The sequence below is a fragment of the Paraburkholderia sp. genome (genome assembly GCF_034668105.1).
Classification (GTDB): Bacteria; Pseudomonadota; Gammaproteobacteria; order Burkholderiales; family Burkholderiaceae; genus Paraburkholderia.
Genome location: NZ_JAXDPY010000462.1, coordinates 10,847 through 30,356, shown reverse-complemented (window position 1 = coordinate 30,356; position 19,510 = coordinate 10,847). Strand labels below are relative to the sequence as shown.

Below are 19,510 nucleotides of genomic sequence, written 5' to 3'. Positions count from 1 at the left end.
AAACGGTTAAACCTCGAACGCCCTTGGTGTCATAGGCGGAGCGATGACGCTGCCCAACCCTATCTGGCCAGGAGAGGAACATGAGCAAGCTGACCACCACGATCAAGCACGAATTTATGGAGATGTTGCCGCCGACGATCTTCTTCTTCGTCATCCTCCACATTGTCGCGATCATTCGGGCCCTGACGACGAAGGGCACCGACATTACGCTGCCCACTTCCGCCTCGGTAACCGTCGCCGCTCTGTGACCGACGGCAACGCTGTTGTGCGGCTTCGCCCCCTCCCGAATGAGGGGTCCGCATGTGCATGGCAAGATCGCGCGACGCAACCTTTTCCAGGCGCCAGTCGGAGTACATGCGCCACGCCTTCAGCACAGGTGATGCCGCGGGTTACCTCGACCGCCCCCCTTCAAGGGCGAAGTCCGTCCCAATGGCGAGAAGCCGCGCACGCGATACGTCGAGGATAGGGAAATCGTTGAATGTCTTTCATCGAGTCGCGTCGCAAAGCCGGCACCGTGCTCGCCATCCGGGCGTACATGCGATTGAAATTGCTCACCAGGCCGCGGCGCGGCGACTTGCTGCGCCTGACCTTGGGGGAAAGATGAAGCAAAAGAAACCAACGGTCACGATGAGGCCGCTGTCCCTCGATTTGCGCGGCGTTGCCGAGGCGCTATCGTTGCGTACTCGGCGAGCGTATGCGGTTCGTTGACCCAACATGCGTTGTGGGAAAAAGCACGACAGATGACGCGATTTCTCGAACGCCCCAAGATCCCGGCATGTTCTTCGTCGCACTTCGCGAACGGCTGCGGTCTGTCGCTCGCGATACCGAGAACTGCGCCGAGATTCTCGACGTCAATCAAACACAGCCGGGATTTTTCCAGTCCGGATACGGGACCATCTGAAGTCGCGGGATAAAGGTCAGGTAAAAGGAGCGCCCATGCAAAACGGCCCTCGAGTGGGGCCGTTTGCTTTTACGCGCCCAGAGGACGCCGCGCTTGTTTGGTTGCGGCGCAACTTAAGTGCGCCGATGCAGACTTGTGGGAATCGTTGTGGGAGGATTCAAGACGATGACCGTCTGACAAGGCTTTGCTAGGAATTCTGGCGGAGAGACGGGGATTCGAACCCCGGATAGGTTATTAACCTATACACGCTTTCCAGGCGTGCGACTTAAACCGCTCATCCATCTCTCCGGCGGGAGTCGAATTATAGCAAACTTCGCGCCCAGCGCCACACCCTTCGCCGAACTCTCAAACAAACCCCCAAACATGCCCCTTCAAGGATGCCGGATGTAGTCCACCAACGCCCTCGTATAAGCGTCCGGTTTGCGGTCCACCAGACTCACTCCGATCGCCACCAGAAACCCCGCCGGCACGCCGAACACACCGGAGCTGATCGGCTCGATCCCGAACCACCGCGCGCCCGCAAAGCCCGTCATTTGAGTGAAGAACGGATACGTCGACACGATGTAGTAAATGCACACCACCAGCCCCGCCACCATGCCCGCCACCGCGCCAAGCCGCGTTGTGCGCTTCCAGAAGACACCCAGCACCAACACGGGAAACAGGCTCGAAGCCGCGAGTGAAAATGCCGCGCCCACCAGAAACAGAATATTCCCCGTATTGAGCGACGCCACATACGAAGCGAACAACGCCACCCCCAGCAACAGAATCTTCGAGATCGTCACACGCCGCTGGCTCGAGGCCGTCGGATCCACCATGTGATAGTAGACGTCGTGCGATAAGGCGTTGGCGATGGTCAGCAGCAAGCCATCGGCAGTAGAAAGCGCGGCGGCCAGCGCGCCCGCCGCGATCAGCCCGGACATCACATACGGCAGCCCCGCGATCTCGGGCGCGGCGAGCACGACCATGTCCGGCTGCATCTGAATCTCGCTCCAGCGCACGATTCCGTCGCCATTCGTATCGGCGAGGCTGATCAGACTCGGCTCGACCTTGCGCCACTGGGTCAGCCATTGCGGCAAATCAGCGAAGTGATGACCGACGAGATTGGTCAACATCTCATACTTGATCAGCACGGCCAGCACGGGCACGGTCAGATAGAACAGCGCGACGAAGAACAACGTCCAGCCAACCGAGCGACGCGCGGACGCCACCGAGGTCGTGGTGTTGTAACGCGTCAGGATGTGCGGCAGGCTCGCGGTGCCCAGTGAAAGGCACAGCAGCAGCGACAGGAAATTGCGCTCATGCGTGCGCCGGTCCTCGTCGCTCGTGGCGGGAAACGGCTCGTGCATCGGCACCGGTGCCGCCGCGCGCATCAGCATCTCGTCGCGGCGCTGAGTCCAGACGATCTGCGCGGCGGCGGCATCGCGTGGAAACTGTTCCAGCGCCCTCTCCCGCTCCTTGATCTCGCGCAGCGGACCGTTATGACGCCGCAAGTCCGCCACCTCCTGGGTGAGGCGCAGCTTCTCGTCGACGAACGATTGCGGCAACGTATCGAGCCGCACCTGCATCGACGCGGCGCGCCGGCGGTAATCGTCGCGCACGGTCTGCTCGAGCGGCGCGTCGCGCACCTGCTTTTCCAGCACCTCCACGCGTTCCATCAAACGGCCGTAGTTGAACTGCGGCACCCAGCCGAGGCCATCCTTATGCGCAATCATCGAAACGGGAATCAGAATCGCCGCGATCAGGATGATGTATTGCGCGACCTGGGTCCACGTCACGGCACGCATGCCGCCCAGAAACGAGCACACGAGAATACCGGCCAGTCCGCAGAAAATGCCGACCGCGAAATCCACCCCGATAAAACGCGTCGCAATCAGGCCGACGCCCTGGATCTGCGCGACCAGATAGACGAACGAGCATAGGATCGCGGCTAACGCGGCAAGCCCACGCACGGCATTGCTCGAAAAACGCGTGCCGAGAAAGTCGGGAATCGTGTAGCGCGCTAGCTTGCGCACATACGGCGCGAGCAGGAAGGCGACGAGGCAGTAGCCGCCGGTCCAACCCATCAGGTAAGCGAGACCGTCATATCCCGTCGCATAGATCGACCCGGCGAGACCGATGAACGATGCCGCGGACAACCAGTCGGCCGCGGTCGCCATGCCGTTGAAGGCGGACGGCACGCGCCGCCCCGCTACGTAGTACTCGACGAGGTCGGACGTGCGCGACAGCAAGCCGATCACCGCATACACCGCAATCGGCACGAACAGGAACACATAGCCGATCCACACGCCAGGGCCGGTATTCCGCTCGATGCGCCACATCACATAGATGAATAGCAGGAAGCCGAGCGTATAAAGCGCGTATGAGCGGATCAGCCGGTTCGTGAGCGTCATCGGCTCAGTTTCCACGCGCGGTGGGCGCGCTGGCACGGGCACTGGCACTCGTACCGGCAACGGCACTGGCGCGGCTAGCGTCGGCGTCCGCATCGAACGCGCGTTGCAGACGCCGGTCGGCGCGCTGCATCAACACGATATAAACGAGGATCAACGCGACATAGATCAGAATCGCCCCTTGCGCACCGAAATAGAACGGCAATCTGAAGCCGCCAAAGCGCACCTTATCCAACGCCGGCGCCACCAGCGGCAGAACGAACGAGACGACAAAGCCCCCCGTCATCAACGTCGCGATCAACGCGAGATTGAAGCGCCAATACTTTTGATGCGCGCGCGCCATCGCTGCCGAGACCGCAGGGGGTTCGGGCGCGGGGTTGAGCGTAGCGTGAGAGGAGTGGTGCGGCGCGGCCATGCGCCTATGTATCAAAAAGCCACCGCACAGGCAATCGGGATTGTCCGCGCGGTGGCTCGCAGTGGCTTCAACTGCTGCCCGACCTAAGTGGCCGATACCTATGCCTGGGTCCGGTCAAGGGCGCATCGTGCTATACGCCCCTGCCGCCTACCCGGGCAAACCCAGGTACGCCCAATAAGCCCAAATCAGCCCGGACTCAGAGCGACTCGCCGAGCTGGTCCAGAATCGCCGGATTTTCCAGCGTGGACACGTCCTGGGTAATTTCCTCGCCCTTCGCGAGCGAGCGCAACAGGCGGCGCATGATCTTGCCCGAACGCGTCTTCGGCAGGTTCTCACCGAAGCGGATGTCCTTCGGCTTGGCGATCGGACCGATCTCCCTGGCGACCCAGTTGCGCAGTTCGTTGGCGAGCTTCACCGCTTCCTCGCCTTCAGGACGCGCGCGCTTGAGCACCACGAATGCGCACACGGCCTCGCCGGTGGTCGCATCGGGACGGCCCACCACGGCCGCTTCCGCCACGATCGGATTCGACACCAGCGCCGACTCGATCTCCATCGTGCCGAGGCGGTGGCCGGACACATTGAGCACGTCGTCGATGCGGCCCATGATCGTGAAGTAGCCCGTGTCCTTGTCGCGCACCGCCCCATCGCCGGCGAGGTACAGCTTGCCGCCGAGTTCTTCGGGGAAGTAGCTCTTCTTGTAACGGTCGGGATCGCCCCACACATTGCGCAGCATTGACGGCCACGGACGCTTCACCACCAGAATCCCGCCCTGTCCATTCGGCACGTCCTGCCCGGTTTCATCGACCACGGCCGCCATGATGCCTGGCAACGGCAACGTGCATGACCCCGGCACCAGCGGCGTGGCGCCAGGCAGCGGCGTGATCATGTGGCCGCCGGTTTCGGTTTGCCACCACGTATCCACGATCGGACAACGGCCGCCGCCGACATTCTCGTGATACCAGACCCACGCTTCCGGATTGATCGGTTCGCCGACCGTGCCGATGATGCGCAGCGTCGACAGATCGTAGCTCTTCGGATGCACTTTCCCGTCCGCCTCGGCGGCCTTGATCAGCGAGCGGATCGCAGTAGGCGCCGTATAGAACAGCGAGACCCTGTGCCTCGCGATCATGTCCCAGAAGCGGCCGGCGTTCGGATAAGTGGGCACGCCTTCGAACACGACCTGGGTGCCGCCGAGCGTCAACGGACCGTACGTGATGTAGCTATGGCCGGTGATCCAGCCGATGTCGGCGGTGCACCAGAACACGTCCGTGGGCTTCCAGTCGAAAGTCCACTTCATGGTCTGCGCGGCCCACAGAAGATAGCCGCCAGTGCTGTGCTGGACGCCCTTCGGCTTACCGGTCGAACCCGACGTATAGAGGATGAAAAGCGGATGCTCGGCCCCCACCCACTCGGGCGCGCATTGATCCGATTCAGCCTGCGTGAGTTCGTGCATCCACAGATCGCGGCTGTCGTTCCATGCGATCTTGCCACCCGTGCGTTGATAGACGATCACGCTCTTCACCGCGTCGCAGCCGCCCATGGCAATGGCTTCGTCGGCGATATTCTTGAGCGGCAGCGCCTTGCCGCCGCGCATCTGTTCGTCCGAGGTCACGAGCGCGACCGCGCCCACGTCCACCAGGCGCTCATTCAGCGACTTCGACGAGAAGCCGCCGAACACCACCGAATGCGTCGCGCCAATCCGCGCGCACGCCTGCATCGCGACGATGCCCTCGATCGACATGGGCATATAGATCACCACGCGATCACCCTTCTTCACGCCGCGTTTTTTCAGCGCGTTCGCAAAGCGCGACACGCGTTGCAGCAGATCGTTATAGGTGACGTTGGTGACGGTGCCGTCGTCGGCTTCGAAAATGATCGCGACGCGCTCGCCGTTACCGGCTTCGACATGCCGATCGATGCTGTTATACGACGCGTTGATCTGGCCGTCTTCGAACCATGTGTAGAAAGGCGCCTTCGATTCGTCGAGCACCTTGGTGAAGGGTGTGTTCCAGCTTAGCGTCTCGCGAGCGAGGCGCCCCCAGAAACCTTCGTAGTCGCGTTCCGCTTCGGCGGCCAGCACCCGGTACGCATCCATGCCGGAGATCGTCGCACCGGCCACTGCTGCAGCGGAGGGTGGGAAAACACGGCGTTCCTGAAGTACAGATTCAATCGCAGACATCGACAACCCCTTGGTGAAGATGAAACTTAAAACCTGTGCCGGCGCGCCGGGGGCGGGCCTTCGTGCCGCGAGCAAATGACGCGGCACGTGTCTCCTGATCCACGGACAACGGGGGCGAGTGTGCGGCACTGCATCACCTGAGCAACCCGTTGTCGGATTGCAGTCAAAGATAACCGCAGCAACTTACCCGTCACTTACGCCGCCTGGCTGCACCCCTGCATCGGCTCGCGTGCGCAGGTTTCCCATGTTAACTGATGCGCTCGCACCGTGTCATGAACTTCGCCTGCGTATGGGGTGCCAGTTGCAGTCATACAGGAATGACACCCAGGGTTGCACCTGGGGTGGTCTCCCGAGCACGCATCACGTTCGATGCCCATTCGCGAGCCCGGATCGCGCGGGCTCTTCATCTTGCATGGAACCGGAGCATTCATATGAAGACCTCCACAGGCAGCTCCGCCAGCGCCGCTTTGACCGGGCAACATCTCGATGCGCCCGGCGATGGTGTCTTCAACCGGCCGGTCGGTGCGGGTTACCTGACCGGCTTGGGCGACCGGCAGCAACTCAGCGCACTGGGCCGCCTGCGCACGGGTTTCGTCACGGCCGCGACGCCGGCCGCACGTGAGCGCGGGCGAGCAGGAACTGGTCTATCCGCCGGGAATGACACCGACTTATACAACGCTACAACCGACCCGGGTGCCGCCTGCCCCATCGAGACCATGACATAAGCGCGACCGGAATCAGTGCGGCAATGACGAGACGGCCGATCACCGCCGTCTAACGAATCAATCGCGTATCTCTATAGATAAGTATGCCGAATGAAAATCTGCTCTCGCTACTATTTCATCAGCGGAGCCAATCCCATACCGTCGGCGACGCGGCTCCGGCTGTCCCGTTCAAGCCGACTCATTTCGTTCAGGAATCACTACATGCAAGCAGCCATGCAATTGAACACTCCGTTGCTTTCGCTCCAGGGCAACCTCAACACTTTCTTTGGTGGCGCGCAACCGCAGCGCTCGCCTGCCGCAGGCTTCAATGGCGGGTCCACCGGCGGTTTCAACAGCGGTTTCAACCAGTCCAGCCAGATGTCGAATATGCTGAGCGGCTTCTCGAAGACGTCGTTCTCCGTCTTTAGCCAGACCTCGGGCAATGGTCAGAGCAGCACGTACTTCGCGCAAGGGTCGACCAGCAATCGCGGTCAGGCCGCGAACCCGCAACCGATCGACTGGCGTGGCAATGGAAATGGCAATCGCGGCAACTATCCCGCTGCGCCGCTCCCCAACCGCAATGACTACCGCTGCGACAACCGGACCAGCAACTACACCCAGACCAACATCAACGTCTCGTCGCGCAACAACTGCTGCTGCAACGACTCCGGCAAGACCAACGAGACGCAATGGAGCAACACCGCGGTCAGCAACAACAAGGCGAGCATCGATCTCGGCGACTACAAGCTCGACTTCAACAAGTCGGACTCGTCGATGACCATGACCAACGCGAAAACCGGCGATAAGACGAAGGTCTGGGGCGACCCGCACCTGACCCAGCACGAGAACGGCGCCAACAAGTCGACGGCGATGTTCAACGGCCCAATGACCTTCATGCTGCCTGACAACACCAAAGTCACGGTCGGCACGCAGCCGGGCGCGAACAACAAGTCGGTGTCGTACGCGGATCAGGTGACGATTACCCGCGGCAATCAGGCGTATCAGGTCACGGGGCTGAGCCAGGAAGACAAGGCAGGTCTCAGTGTGCAAAAGAGCCGCGATGGCCGTGCACTCGACGCCGCCGCGCCGGACGGCTACACCGTCCTGGCCAACCGCAACGGCAGCGGCTGGATCGATCCGGCCACCGGCAAGGAGCCGACAGCGGCCGACATCACCAAGGCCAACAAGTAAGCTCACCGCACGCCACTGGGGACAACGGCGCCAGCCGTTGTCCCCCATGGATGCCGCACTCGCGCTCGACGCAGGCGTGCGGCATCCGACCTTCCGCCCACGCACCGTCCCGGTCGCGCGCGCGACCTGCCTGTCAGCGCCCGGCCGTCCGCGGGCCGCGCATGAAATCCGCCGATACGCGCACCGACTGCGCGGACACCCCCCACGCACACCACACCACGGCGCCGACGCACCTGTCTCTATTCATCGCATGATGCGACGAAAAGACACACGAGAATGCAGAGACAAATTAGACCGTTGCACGGATTCCATGCGTTTCAATAGACGCACACCTCTCCTCCGGAGACGTGTTCGGCAAAGCCGATTTCAATCGTCGATTTAATTCAGGATCACGTAATGAAAGTCGAATCATCCAGCAATCAACACAACCCCTTTGAGCAGTTAACGAGTGCGCAACGCGGCGGGCAGACTGCCCTACCCCCGGTGCAGCCCGCGGTATTCGATACCTCCGGTTCCACGGGTATGCAGCGGGCGATTTCGTCCAATGACAGTTCCACTCAGGACCCGATGCAGATTCACAATGTCGGGACCCGCTGGAAGTTGGGCCCTGACGGCGAACCTATCTATCTGGGAAGCTTCCCGGTGCAGCAACCGCACCGCGACCCCAACCAGGCCGAGACCAAATGGGATGTTTTCAAGCGCGGCTTCAAGGATGGCGCAACGCATCCGGCACAAACCATGGGTAGGGTCCGCGATATGGCGACGGGGGATAAGTCGCATAGCGGCGAGGAAACTGGCAAGAAGGTCGATAACGTGCTGCAGCAGCTGCCCGTTATCGGCGATGCACTGACTATCACGCGCGGGAGCGCGGGCGAAAAAGATCAGAACGGCAACCCACTACTGCCGCAGCCGAACGTTCAGCCGGAGGTGCCGGGCGACTCTGTCAGTAGCGGCCAGCCGGGTCGACCAGCGCAGACATCCTTATCCGAACTCTCGTCGAACACGAAGTCCGGCACGCGACCCGCACGTTCGGCGCATCCGCCTGCCGATCGTGGCGGTGCGCCTGGTGCGCCCGTTCACTCGAAGCCTGCCCAATCCGCTGCACCTCAATCCAGCACAGGCGAACCGCAGGCCCATGCAGCGCACACAGACGACCCCGGGGCGAACGCGCCCTCTGCGATCGGCTCGCACTTCGATGTGCCCACGCAATACGCAGGCAAGCCGAAGGGCAACCTTGGCGCTGACCCGAACAGTCCGGGCGTTCTAAGGGACGAAAAAGGCCAATCCTATATCCAGGCGGGCGAGCAGAACTGGCCGGTCAGATATGACAAAGACAACGGCTCGTGGCGCGTGTATCAACCCGGCGACCCCGCGAAACTTCAATATCCCGTCGAACTCGACGAGCAGGGCAACTGGCAGGTGCATCACGACGTCGGCCTCAAGGGCGGGAGTCCCGGCACAGCGGGCAACAGCAGCAACAATATGGCTAACCGCGATCGAGTCCACGAGATGACGACGAGCTCGCCAACGGGCGACGTGCCGGGCTCGTATCCCAGCTCCGTGAAAATAGTCAACGATTTGCTGAAACGCCTCGACATCAATCTATCGGACCATTCCGCCGACACGATCGTCAGCAATCTGCATAAGGTCAATGCGGGCGAAATCGCTCACGCCAGTGCGTCGGCGCGCGAAGCCTGGACCTTCGCCCGCGACGTTTCGGATTCGAATCTGCCGATGAAAGATCGCGCTGCCGCCGCATTTGGCATGGTCTTGAACGGCGCGCTTGCGCCGGCTTACATGACCGGGTTCGATCTTGGCAACTACCACTTCGGTCGCGATCAATCGGGCGATCTGCGCCGGGCGATGCAGATGTTCGTGCAGTTTGATCCGCATGCCTGACGGCCGTTGAGCGCACGGGCTAGCGCCGCGTTTTCGGCGGCGCTAGCCCGTGCCTCCGTCCGACGCGCATGCCACACGCGCGAGCGCTACCCGCCAACGGTGCTTTGCGTCGTCATGCCGAACCCGCTCGACGCTCCAGTTCCGCAGCGCCTCGGCCGCTTCGCGGCGCGCCGCCGCATGCGCTTGCTGCGCGTCGCTCAGTTGCCGCTGCAAGCCGGGAAGGCGTACGTCGTGCGCACGCAGCGTCGCATGCCATTGTCCACCGGCGCGCTGGTCGCGCCGGCAGAATCCAAGCACGTGCAACCGTGCTTCGGCGTGCCGTTCCAGCGCGGCAAGCTGTTCGGCCACCGCGGCCGCCGCCTGGCGCTCGCGCCGGCGCGCATCGGCCAGTGCACGCAGCCGGCGGCGCACCCGCAAACCGCGCACTCGCGCGAGCAGTTGCCAAAGCTCCGCCTCCTGCGCGGCGCCGCCCATCATGCCAGGTTGTCGCCGGCGCACAGGCCATGTAGCTGCGCGCGCGTCTCGGGCCATGAGCTGCACTGGTCGTACGGTTGACGTAGAAAGCGCTGGATCGCCGGGCGCTGATCGATCGCCCGGTCCGTCTCGGGATCGTGACCCCGCTCGTATTCGCCGATCTGCAACAGCATCTCGACCTCCTCGTAACGCGCCAGCCAGTCGCGCACACGATTCGCGTCGGCGCGTTGCGTGGTGTCCGCGACGCGATTCATCAAGCGGCTGCGGCTGCGCAAGATGTCGATCGCCGGATAGTGGCCTGACGCGCCGAGTTTCGACGATAACTGGATATGCCCGTCGAGCAACGAGCGCGCTTCTTCCGCCACCGGATCCGACAAATCGGCCTCATCCGCGAGCACGGTATAAAACGCGGTGATGCTGCCCTGCGCGGTCACACCGGCGGATTCGATCAGGCGCGGCAGCTGCGCAAACACACTCGGCGGAAAGCCACCGCGCAGCGGCGGCTCGCCAACGGCGAGGCCCAGCTCGCGCAGCGCCCGTGCATAGCGCGTCAGCGAGTCGAACAACAGCAGCACATTGCGCCCGGTTGCGCGCAATCCCACCGCCACCTGCGACGCCAGTTGCGCGGCCTTGATCCGCTCCGCTGCGGGACGGTCGGAGGTCGCCGCGATCACGATGGTCGACGCGCGCCGCCGATCCAGATGATCGTGAATGAATTCGGCCACCTCGCGGCCGCGCTCGCCGATCAGTGCCACCACGATCGCATCGGTCGACGCGCCGTTCGCGATCATGCCCATGATCGTGCTCTTGCCGCCGCCCGCCGGCGCGAAGACACCCGTGCGCTGACCGACGCCGCAGGTCAGCAAGCCGTCGATCGCCCGCACCCCCGTGGCGAACGGCACGCTGATGACGGGCCGCTCGAGCGGATTGAGCGTCGCCGCGGCGTCGCCCGGCATGGTTTGCGTGGGCGTGGGTGCGGCCGGCGGCGGCAGCGGACCGCCGTCGAGTGGATTACCGAGACCGTCCACCACGCGTCCTAGCAATCCCGCCGCGGCGACGCTGCCCCATGCCGAGCCGCAGCCCTGCACCTCGGTGATATCCGACAGGCCGGCCAGACCCGCCAGCGGCATCACCAGCGCACCGTCGTGGGCAAAGCCCACCACTTCGCCGTACTGGGCTTCGAGGGTGTCCGGCCGCACGAGGCGCACTTTCTCGCCGACGCGCAACGACACACCCACCACGCGCACGATCACACCGCGCGCTTCGACCACCCGCCCGCGCAAACTTGGCGCGGACATGAACAGGGGCGCACTGTTTTGCGTCGCTCGCATGATCTCCTCCTTATGGCGCGCCAAGCGTCGCGATGGTCTGGATACGGAAGACGTCGAGTGGAATCTCTTCGATCGCCAGCACGTCAATGCGCAATCCGAAGTCGCGCAGTAACCGCACCAGATGCGGACGCAGCACCGCATTGGTGACGATCAGCCGGATCTCGGACAGATCCGCGGCCAGCAACTGTTGGGCGCGAGTCAGCTCGTCCGCCGACAGCACGCACTGCGGCTCGCCGTCCACGCCGCTGCGAATTTGCGCCTCGAGGCTGGCTTCCCATGCCGGGTCGAGCACGGCCGCCGAAATCGTCCAGCTTTGCAGGTCGGCGTAACCACGTGCGATCTGCCGCCCGAGTTGGATACGCGCCTCGCGCACCATCCGGTCGAGCGTGCGCTCACCCGCCGGCACGCGCACCACGGCTTCGAGAATCGCGCGCAGATTGCGAATCGGCACCTGCTGCTGGAGCAATTGCCGCAACACGCCCGCGAGCTGCACCGTGCTCGCGGCCTGCCCCGCCTGCGCGACCAGCTCGCGAAATTCGATCGACAACTGATCGAGCAGGAAGCGGGTCTCCTGGGTGCCGAGAAAATCGGCTGCCGAACGCTCGCAGATCTCCGCCAGGTGATCGCATAACGCCTCGTCGACGCTTGCCTTGTGGATCTCCGGATCGTCGATCGCGGCCGCCTTCGCATTCGGCACCCAGACCGATTTCGGCGCACGCGGCCGGTAGCCCTCGACCCCGTCGAACACGATGCGGTTCTCGTCGCCGCTCATCAGCGTATGAGCGGCCACCAGCGTGCCGCTCGCAAACGGCACATCCTCGATATCCACGATGTAGCGCTCGGGCGCGAGCCGCGTATCGCGCAGCAACGCGAGACCGGGAAACGGCACGCCAAGATCGATCATCAGATTGCGGCGCAGTTGACCGAGCCGCCGGTTCAGCGCTTCGGGCCGCAAGGCATCGAAGGCATCGAGGCCGAGCCGCAGCCGCAAGGCCGCACTGGTGCCGAGCTCGACGTCGTCAAGAATGCGCGGCACGTAATTGCCGCCGTCGCGCGTCATCTCCGGCATCAGCGCGCGCTGCGAGTTCGTCGCGAGCGCAGCGTTGCGCATTAGCGTGACCGCGAGCACAAGCAGCAGCCCCCCGGCCACCAGAAACTGGAGGTGCGGAAAACCGGGAATCGCCGCCAGCGACAGGCACGCAATCCCGGCCATGCCGATCGCCTTGGGATGCATCGCCAGTTGCCGGTAAATGTCGCCGCCGAGATGCGCGTCGGCAGCGTCGGCCGACGCCACGCGGGTGACGAGAAGACCGGCCGCCACCGAAACGATCAGCGACGGGATCTGCGAGACGAGACCATCACCCACCGTGAGAATCGTGTAGGCATGCAACGCGTCGGCGAACGACATGCCGCGCTGCGCGATGCCCACCGCGAGGCCGCCGATGATATTCACCAGCGCGACCACAATGCCGGCCACCGCATCGCCCTTGACGAACTTCATCGCGCCGTCGAGCGAGCCGTAGAAGTACGTCTCGCGCTCGAGCGCGGCGCGCAGCCGGCTCGCCTGGGCCGCGCTGATCACGCCGTTGCGCATGTCGGCGTCGATGCTCATCTGGCGGCCCGGAATGCCGTCGAGCGTGAAGCGCGCGGCCACTTCGGCGACCCGGTCCGCACCTTTCGCGACGACGATGAACTGGATCGCCGCGAGCACGATGAACACCACCAGCCCGACCGCCACGTTGCCGCCCACCACCATTTCGCCGAATGCGCCGATGATCTGGCCGGCGTGCGCATGCAGCAGGATCATCTTGGTCGACGCGATCGCGAGAGCGAGACGCAGCAGCGTGGTGATCAGCAGCAACGACGGAAAACTCGCCAGATCCGCGGCCCTCGACACATACAGCGTGGTGGTCAGCATCGTCAGGCTGGATGCGAAACTCACGCAGATGAACAGGTCGAGCACGAACGGCGGCACCGGCACGATCAGCAGCGCGAGCACAGTCAGAATGCCGATGCCGACCGCGACATCGGCGTGACGCGCGAAGATGGCCGAGAGATCGTAGCGGCTCAGAATGGAACGATTCAACATGTTATTGCCCAAGCTCCCGATGAAGCGCGCGGCGACGGTTTTTGACGTAGGGGTCGCCTTCGTCGTCGCGGAACTCCCGTTTGATTTCGCTCTTGTCCATGCGCAGGCTGCGCAGCAACAAGAAGCGCTGAATGAAATAGTCGGCGGCGGCGGGCGCGATCTGCGACGCCGCCATCGCAATCAGCAGATGCGAGTGCGAGCCGACCGTATAGCCGAGCTGAACCGGTAACGAGAACGCCCACATCGGCGCGAGCTGGCGCAACCACGTGGTAAGCGCCTGCACGAACAGAAACAGCAGCACCGCGAATTGCAGCAAGGTCAGCACCGTGTCCCATAGCAGGCGCAAGCTGAACATCTGCTTGAGACCGTTGACCGGATTCAGACGCTTCACATCGGGTGTGACGCGCTTCCACGCGATCAGGCCACGCGTTTGCATCAACTCCGGCACGAGTACCGCGAGCGCGCCGACACCGAGCGCGATCAACACGACCGGCAGGAACGCGCTCAGCGCGGCAAGCATCGAGACGAGCCGCTCACCGAACGGCAGCGCCTGGTCCTGAAGCGTCACATGCAGGATCAGACGCGTGCCTAGCGCATACAGGTGCGGCGCTTCGATAAACAGATACAGCCACCAGACGAGGCCGCTGAACGCCACCGTCAGATGGGTGCTCCTGGTGATCTCGCCGTCTTCTCGGGCACGGCGGATCCGCTTGGGGGTCGGGGCTTCGCTCTTATCGCTCATGGCAAATGGATCACGTGATCGAAGGCGAGACGCAATTGCGCGAACAGCGCGGGCACGCTCAGCATCGCCGCAAACGAGAGGATCATTGCCTTGACGGTCCGTGCGGTGGCGAACGGGTTGAGCCGTTTCGCGTGCCGCGACATCAGCCCGAACGCGACGTCGATCAGCAGCATCAGACCGAGCAGCGGACTGGCGAGCCGCACGCCTTCGGCGAGCGTTGCGGCCAGCTCGGTCAGCGCGATGTGCCGGAACACGTCGGTCAGGTCGACGCGCCAGCGGCCCGGCGGCCACAGCACCCACGCATCGGTGAAGAAACCGAACAGCAGCGGCAGGCCCGGCCCCGTGAACAGGGTCAGCGCGGCAAACTGGAGAAACAGCGTTTCGAACAGCGCCGCTTCCTGCTGGAAGTGCGGATCGTAGACCGCCGCGCTCGCATAACCGCCCTGCTGGTCGAGCACCGCACCCGCCGCTGCCGCCGCATGAAAGATCGTGCCGAGCAGCAGGCCGAGCGCTACGCCGGTCGCCGCTTCCACGCCGATTGCCGGCAGCAGGTGCGGCGGCCAGCCGGTATGTTGCGGCAGCATGGCCAGCGCCAGCACCATCGGCAGCCGCAACAGAATGCCGAGCGAGCCGCTCTGGCCGAACGGAATCAGGTAGAGCGCCACGGCGGGCCGGATCGCGCAAAACGCAAAGCCCTTGAGATAGTCGAGGTAGTCCACGCTCAATGCAACCGCCCCGCCGCGATGAAGGTGAACACATGGGCGAGAAAGCGCGCGAGTTCGCGGCTCGCCCACGGCGCCGTCACGATCAGCACCGCGCCGACGCAGATGATCTTGGCCCCGTACGGCAGACTCTGATCCTGGATCTGCGTCACCGATTGCAACAAGCCCACCAGCAAACCGACCACGGTCGCGACAGCCAGCGCGGGTAACGACAACCAGAACACCAGCATGAGCGCGTCGCTGGACAAGGTGGCAAGAGACGGAACACTGTTCATTTGACATAGCCGACGATCAGGCCGTGCATCAGCTTCGAAACGCCTGATACCGACACGAAAATAAATAACTTCAACGGAATCGACACCGTGCTCGGTGACAGCATCACCATGCCCATGGCGGTCAACACGTTGGCCACGACCAGATCCACCACCAGAAACGCGATATAGAGCAGAAAGCCCGCTTCGAATCCACTCGATATCTCGCCGATCAGAAACGCCGGAATCAGCAGTTGAAGATCGGTTTCGTGGGCCTCGCGCTGTGGATCGATCCGCTTCGCGGCACCGACGAGAAACTTGCGTTCATCGGGCCGCGAATGCGCCAGCATGAAGTCGCCGAGCGGACCACGCACGGCCTGCAGGAGTTCGGCGGGACGCGGCAATGAGAGTTCGCCGTTGTCGCCGACCGGCAAAGCGCTTTCGATCTTTGCCAGCGTCGGCGACATCACGACCAGCGTCGCCGCGAGCGCGAGCCCCGAGATCACCAGGTTGCTCGGCGCCTGCTGCACGCCGAGCGCCGAGCGCAGCAGCGTGAGCACGATGCTGAACTTCGTAAACGAGGTCGTCATCACGACCGCGAGCGGTAGCAGGCCGAGCATGAAGAACACGCCGACAACCTGCAGCTGGTCGAGTTGGGCGATCATGCCGGTACGTCTGCGTGAGTCAGCCGGGTCACGCGCACGCCGAGCGAACCGTCGATATCGATCAGCTCGCCGCGGGCAAACGGAATGCCCTGGCAGAGCAGCGTGACGCTGCGCTCACGCGAAGGCAGCCGGAACGCGACGATCGATCCCTGGCGCAGATGAGCCAGTTCGGCGACCGACAACGACAGCGTGCCGAGCACCGCTTCGAACGCGAAGGTCAGGGCGTCGATCGGCAGCAATTCGCTGGTCACTTCGACGGGCGGGGTTTCATCGTTCAGGACATGGTCTATCAAGGTGTGCTCCTCAGTGAACTTCAACAAGATCCGGCACGCGCCCAATCGCAAAGGCACGCGCAGGTAATACGACTGACTGTCGAACAGCAGCGCGTCGCCCACCGTGACCTTGCGCAAGCGCGGCAACGGCATCGACGGGCCCGCGAGGCAGATCGGCATGCGGACGTACAGGCGGCGCAGCAGCGCGTCGCTGGTCGGCCTGACCGGTGGATGGCGCCGCAGCCAGGCATCGACCGCGGGGCTGCAGAACGAGAAGTGGGCCGCGCGGCCGCTCGTCGCGTGAGTGACGGCAATGCCATAGGCGCCCGTCGGCGCGACGGCGTCGAACGCCACGCCGGTGAGTTCTAGCGTGAAACCGAACAGGCCTTCGAGCGCGCACAACCAGTCGCTCAACGCGTCGGCGACATGCGTCACGGCGGTGTCGCCGCGCGCGCCGATCACCGCGGGCGAGAGTTCCGGCCATAGCGCGCCGGCATCGCAGGTGGCGCTGAACGGTACTTGTGCCGCCATGCCGGACAGGCGCAGTGGATAGCGCGCGTGGCACGCTTCGAACTCCAGCGTGAAACGGCCGGTGCCGACACGCACCACCCGCGGCCGGCCGAAGTGGCCGATCGCCAGGTTGTGACGCTCGGCGTCCGCCGGCGCGAGGGTTTCCAGGTCCGGCCAGAGCGTCATGCGACCTCCCGCACGAACGGCCGTTGAAAGACGCGCGCCCGCTCAGACGCCGGGGCTCGCTGGGGCGGCAGCACGAGCGGCGCGGCCAGCGCGGCCAACGTGTGCCGCACGCCCTGCTCGACCATGTCGAACGTCGTGCGGCCCACACCGTCGGCGAGGTCGTAAGTGCGCAACAGCGCGGCGACGCCGTCGCGGATGTCGCGTTCGAGAGCGCGCAACTGCACTTTCAGACCGCCATCGATCACGCCGGCCTCCGTCTCAATGACGCACGAATGCGCGGGTAAGCCGGCATCGGCCAGCACCGTGCAGAACGGCGCGGCGAGCTCATGTTCGACGACGGCGATCAACTGCGTCGCTTCCTCGAACGCCGCCGGTGCAACCCGCACGGAAACCAGCCGTTGCGATTGCGACACCGCGACCGCGCGGCGCAACTGATTGGTCAACGCGGCCGAAGGCGGCAACTCGCCGACGATGGCGCTCACCGCCCCCAGCACGATCTGCGTCAGCCGGTCCTCGAGCCGTTGCGCGGCAAAGGCCGCCGCGGCCGCGCGTCCCACCTGCTGACGCAACGCCGCCGCCTTGCCGGCCGCGTGCCCGTGACGCCAGGCCCGGCGTTTGAGTTCACGCGCCTGCTGTGCGAGGCGCACGCGCTCACCGGCCGCTTCGCTCGCGCGTTGCGCCTCGACCGCGCGCAAGCCCTCGAACGACGCCAGTTCGAGCGCACTCAGATGACCGTCGGATTCAATTCGCCATGCACCCATTCGACAGATCAGCATGCCGGCCCCTCCATCACACGCCGCGCGTCGGCGATCAGCTGCTGAGCGTCGAGCACGGACAGACCGTGCACGCGATAGCGCGCCGCAGCCTCCACGACTTCTCGCGGCAAGCGCAGGCTCCACCAGAACGCATAGGGAGAGTCGGCGGCGACGTGGGTCGCCAGCGTCAGGCCGAGCGCCGTCATGTCGCGCCGGTTGAACAGCGACGGCATCGGCTCGACGCTCAGATCCGCCGCGCCGCTACGCGGGTGCCGTTGCAGCGTGCCGAGCAGATGCGGCGCGACGCCGGCCGCGAACGCCATGCGCGCCGGTGCGGCCACGATCCGGCGCAACGAGCCGGCGAAGGCAAGCGCGGCAACGATCCGGCACAGACGCGCGCACGCCGGCCGTGGCCACAGCGGCAGCGCCGGCGGCAAGCCGGCGCGGCTCACGTGATTCAGTTGTGGGTAACGGTCGAACAGAAAAGCATGCGCGGCTCGCGCGTGCCGCTCGTCACGTACGTGACGAATGGGACGCCCCGATTCGAGCCAGCTGTCATGCACCCAATCAGCGGGTGCGCTGGTGTACGCGTGTTTCATGCGTCATCTCCCGTACGGTTCGCGGACTTCGAGGCCTTGGCTACGGTCTCAGCGGTGTGCGCCTCGGGCCCGTCGCGCGGCGCTTGCGGAGCCGCCTTCGCAGGTTGTCCTCGGCCAGCCTTCGCCGCATCGCCGCGTGTCTTCCGTCCGAACCACGTGCGGGTTTGCGAACGCCACAACCACATGAAGCCGGCGGCCAGCAGCACGAGCAGCGCCAGCACACACAGCATCGCGGTGGTGCGCGACGGGTTGCCGTCTCGCACGCAATCCGTGGCGACCACCGCGCCCGCGGCACTGGCGACATCGCCGCCGTCCGCGCATCGGCCTGGGAAGGTCAGCACCGGCGTGACCGCCAGCAGCGTCAGCGACACCCGCGCGGGCGTCAGGCCTTCGACACTCCCCGCCACCAGCGCGCGAATCCTGTCGCGCATCAGCTCGAGGTTGTAGTCGCTGCGATAGCGCATCATCACGGAGGCCGACGGCAGCGCGTCCTGCGCCGGATCCATCGGATCTTTTTCGGGGAGCACGATATGCACGCGGGCCAGCAGCACGCCGTCCATCTTTTCGAGTGTTTCGGACAACTCCTGCGAGAGCCCGTACACGTAGCGGACACGGTCTTCTTCAGGGCTCGAAATCAGGCCCTGGCGGCTGAACAGCTCGCCGAGATTCGCATGGCCGCCGCGCGGCAGCGCATAGGCGCTGGCCAGTTCGGTGGCCACGACCGCGTCCGCGTCGTCGACCGAAATGTTCCAGGTGCGGTCCGCGTTGCGCTCCTTGTAACCGTTCACGCCGTGATGGCTGAGCGCGGCAATGATGCGGTTCGCCTGGTCCTCGTCCAGGCCTTCGAACAGCGAGGTTCTACAGCCGACGAGGAGCAGCAGCACCGGCAGCAGGATCAGGGCGCGCCGCATCAGCTTCGCTGCGACAACGTCTGGATGGCGCGGCCGGTCTCGTCGGCAACGCGCACCGTCATTTGCACGCGCACCGAGAAAGCGCCCATGTCGGCCTGCAGGCGCAGCATGTCGGAGGTCGAGATGCGGCCGGCGTCAAGCTGGTCGAGGTGCTGCGATAGCTGTTGCGCCGACGTGTCCTGCACGTCTTGCGCGTGCGCCAGAAGACGCTCGATCAGCGAGCCCTGGTCGGCCGTGCCATCGGCGACCCGTAGGGTCGGGCCAGACATGGCCGATACGGAAGATGGCGGGGACACTGCGCCGGACTGCGCCGGCAAGGTTGTGACA

19 protein-coding genes and 1 tRNA gene are annotated in these 19,510 nt (G+C 64.5%); 4 read left to right on the top strand and 16 right to left on the bottom strand.

The window, feature by feature from the left end:
• Positions 1-80 precede the first annotated feature (80 nt).
• The gene (locus tag QOC89_RS20740) at positions 81-248 is read left to right on the top strand and encodes a hypothetical protein (RefSeq protein WP_323046734.1); all 168 of its coding nucleotides are present in this window, start codon (positions 81-83) and stop codon (positions 246-248) included.
• 850 nt (positions 249-1,098) lie between these two features.
• Here QOC89_RS20740 and QOC89_RS20735 read toward each other — a convergent pair.
• The 4 genes from QOC89_RS20735 to acs all read right to left on the bottom strand — a co-directional run bounded on the left by QOC89_RS20735 (position 1,099) and on the right by acs (position 5,882).
• Positions 1,099-1,189, bottom strand: a tRNA-Ser gene (locus QOC89_RS20735).
• Positions 1,190-1,272: 83 nt separating this feature from the next.
• Positions 1,273-3,291: a sodium:solute symporter family protein gene (locus tag QOC89_RS20730; protein ID WP_323046732.1), complete on the bottom strand. Its 2,019-nt coding sequence runs from the start codon at positions 3,289-3,291 to the stop codon at positions 1,273-1,275.
• A 4-nt stretch (positions 3,292-3,295) separates the two neighbouring features.
• On the bottom strand, positions 3,296-3,703 hold the full coding sequence (locus QOC89_RS20725; RefSeq protein ID WP_323046731.1) for a DUF4212 domain-containing protein: 408 nt from the start codon (positions 3,701-3,703) through the stop codon (positions 3,296-3,298).
• A 196-nt stretch (positions 3,704-3,899) separates the two neighbouring features.
• Complete coding sequence (gene acs / locus QOC89_RS20720) at positions 3,900-5,882, bottom strand: acetate--CoA ligase (RefSeq protein ID WP_323046730.1); 1,983 nt, start codon at positions 5,880-5,882, stop codon at positions 3,900-3,902.
• A gap of 431 nt (positions 5,883-6,313) precedes the next feature.
• On the opposite strand from acs, the gene QOC89_RS20715 reads away from it, so the two are divergent.
• The 3 genes from QOC89_RS20715 (at position 6,314) to QOC89_RS20705 (ending at position 9,676) form a co-directional block, all read left to right on the top strand.
• On the top strand, positions 6,314-6,607 hold the full coding sequence (locus QOC89_RS20715) for a hypothetical protein (protein WP_323046729.1): 294 nt from the start codon (positions 6,314-6,316) through the stop codon (positions 6,605-6,607).
• A gap of 213 nt (positions 6,608-6,820) precedes the next feature.
• Positions 6,821-7,777, top strand: coding sequence for a DUF1521 domain-containing protein (locus QOC89_RS20710; protein ID WP_323046728.1), 957 nt, complete (start codon positions 6,821-6,823; stop codon positions 7,775-7,777).
• A 396-nt stretch (positions 7,778-8,173) separates the two neighbouring features.
• Positions 8,174-9,676, top strand: a complete 1,503-nt coding sequence (locus QOC89_RS20705; protein WP_323046727.1) for a hypothetical protein — start codon at positions 8,174-8,176, stop codon at positions 9,674-9,676.
• 42 nt (positions 9,677-9,718) lie between these two features.
• On the opposite strand, the gene QOC89_RS20700 is transcribed toward QOC89_RS20705, so the two are convergent.
• The 12 genes from QOC89_RS20700 to QOC89_RS20645 are packed head-to-tail and all read right to left on the bottom strand — an operon-like array spanning position 9,719 to position 19,452.
• On the bottom strand, positions 9,719-10,153 hold the full coding sequence (locus QOC89_RS20700; protein WP_323046726.1) for a hypothetical protein: 435 nt from the start codon (positions 10,151-10,153) through the stop codon (positions 9,719-9,721).
• Positions 10,150-11,481 (bottom strand): FliI/YscN family ATPase, encoded by a 1,332-nt coding sequence (locus QOC89_RS20695; protein ID WP_323046725.1) that lies wholly within the window; start codon positions 11,479-11,481, stop codon positions 10,150-10,152. The genes QOC89_RS20700 and QOC89_RS20695 overlap by 4 nt, the downstream gene beginning before the upstream one ends.
• A 10-nt stretch (positions 11,482-11,491) precedes the next feature.
• On the bottom strand, positions 11,492-13,570 hold the full coding sequence (locus QOC89_RS20690; RefSeq protein WP_323046724.1) for a flagellar biosynthesis protein FlhA: 2,079 nt from the start codon (positions 13,568-13,570) through the stop codon (positions 11,492-11,494).
• A gap of 1 nt (position 13,571) precedes the next feature.
• The gene (locus tag QOC89_RS20685; protein WP_323046723.1) at positions 13,572-14,312 is read right to left on the bottom strand and encodes an EscU/YscU/HrcU family type III secretion system export apparatus switch protein; all 741 of its coding nucleotides are present in this window, start codon (positions 14,310-14,312) and stop codon (positions 13,572-13,574) included.
• Positions 14,309-15,031 carry a flagellar biosynthetic protein FliR gene (locus QOC89_RS20680; RefSeq protein WP_323046733.1) on the bottom strand — a complete coding sequence of 241 codons (723 nt, stop codon included), beginning with the start codon at positions 15,029-15,031 and terminating at the stop codon, positions 14,309-14,311. The genes QOC89_RS20685 and QOC89_RS20680 overlap by 4 nt, the downstream gene beginning before the upstream one ends.
• A gap of 2 nt (positions 15,032-15,033) precedes the next feature.
• The gene (gene sctS, locus QOC89_RS20675; protein ID WP_179741723.1) at positions 15,034-15,309 is read right to left on the bottom strand and encodes a type III secretion system export apparatus subunit SctS; all 276 of its coding nucleotides are present in this window, start codon (positions 15,307-15,309) and stop codon (positions 15,034-15,036) included.
• Positions 15,306-15,950 carry an EscR/YscR/HrcR family type III secretion system export apparatus protein gene (locus tag QOC89_RS20670; RefSeq protein WP_323046722.1) on the bottom strand — a complete coding sequence of 215 codons (645 nt, stop codon included), beginning with the start codon at positions 15,948-15,950 and terminating at the stop codon, positions 15,306-15,308. The genes sctS and QOC89_RS20670 overlap by 4 nt, the downstream gene beginning before the upstream one ends.
• Positions 15,947-16,918, bottom strand: a complete 972-nt coding sequence (locus QOC89_RS20665; protein WP_323046721.1) for a FliM/FliN family flagellar motor switch protein — start codon at positions 16,916-16,918, stop codon at positions 15,947-15,949. Before QOC89_RS20665 ends, QOC89_RS20670 begins: the two co-directional genes overlap by 4 nt.
• The gene (locus QOC89_RS20660; protein ID WP_323046720.1) at positions 16,915-17,694 is read right to left on the bottom strand and encodes a FliH/SctL family protein; all 780 of its coding nucleotides are present in this window, start codon (positions 17,692-17,694) and stop codon (positions 16,915-16,917) included. Before QOC89_RS20660 ends, QOC89_RS20665 begins: the two co-directional genes overlap by 4 nt.
• Entirely contained in the window at positions 17,688-18,272 is a 585-nt protein-coding gene (locus tag QOC89_RS20655) for a hypothetical protein (RefSeq protein ID WP_323046719.1), read from the bottom strand. The genes QOC89_RS20660 and QOC89_RS20655 overlap by 7 nt, the downstream gene beginning before the upstream one ends.
• Complete coding sequence (gene sctJ, locus QOC89_RS20650) at positions 18,269-19,183, bottom strand: type III secretion system inner membrane ring lipoprotein SctJ (protein ID WP_323046718.1); 915 nt, start codon at positions 19,181-19,183, stop codon at positions 18,269-18,271. Before sctJ ends, QOC89_RS20655 begins: the two co-directional genes overlap by 4 nt.
• Positions 19,183-19,452, bottom strand: coding sequence for an acyl carrier protein (locus QOC89_RS20645; RefSeq protein WP_323046717.1), 270 nt, complete (start codon positions 19,450-19,452; stop codon positions 19,183-19,185). The genes sctJ and QOC89_RS20645 overlap by 1 nt, the downstream gene beginning before the upstream one ends.
• Between the last annotated feature and the right edge of the window lie 58 nt (positions 19,453-19,510).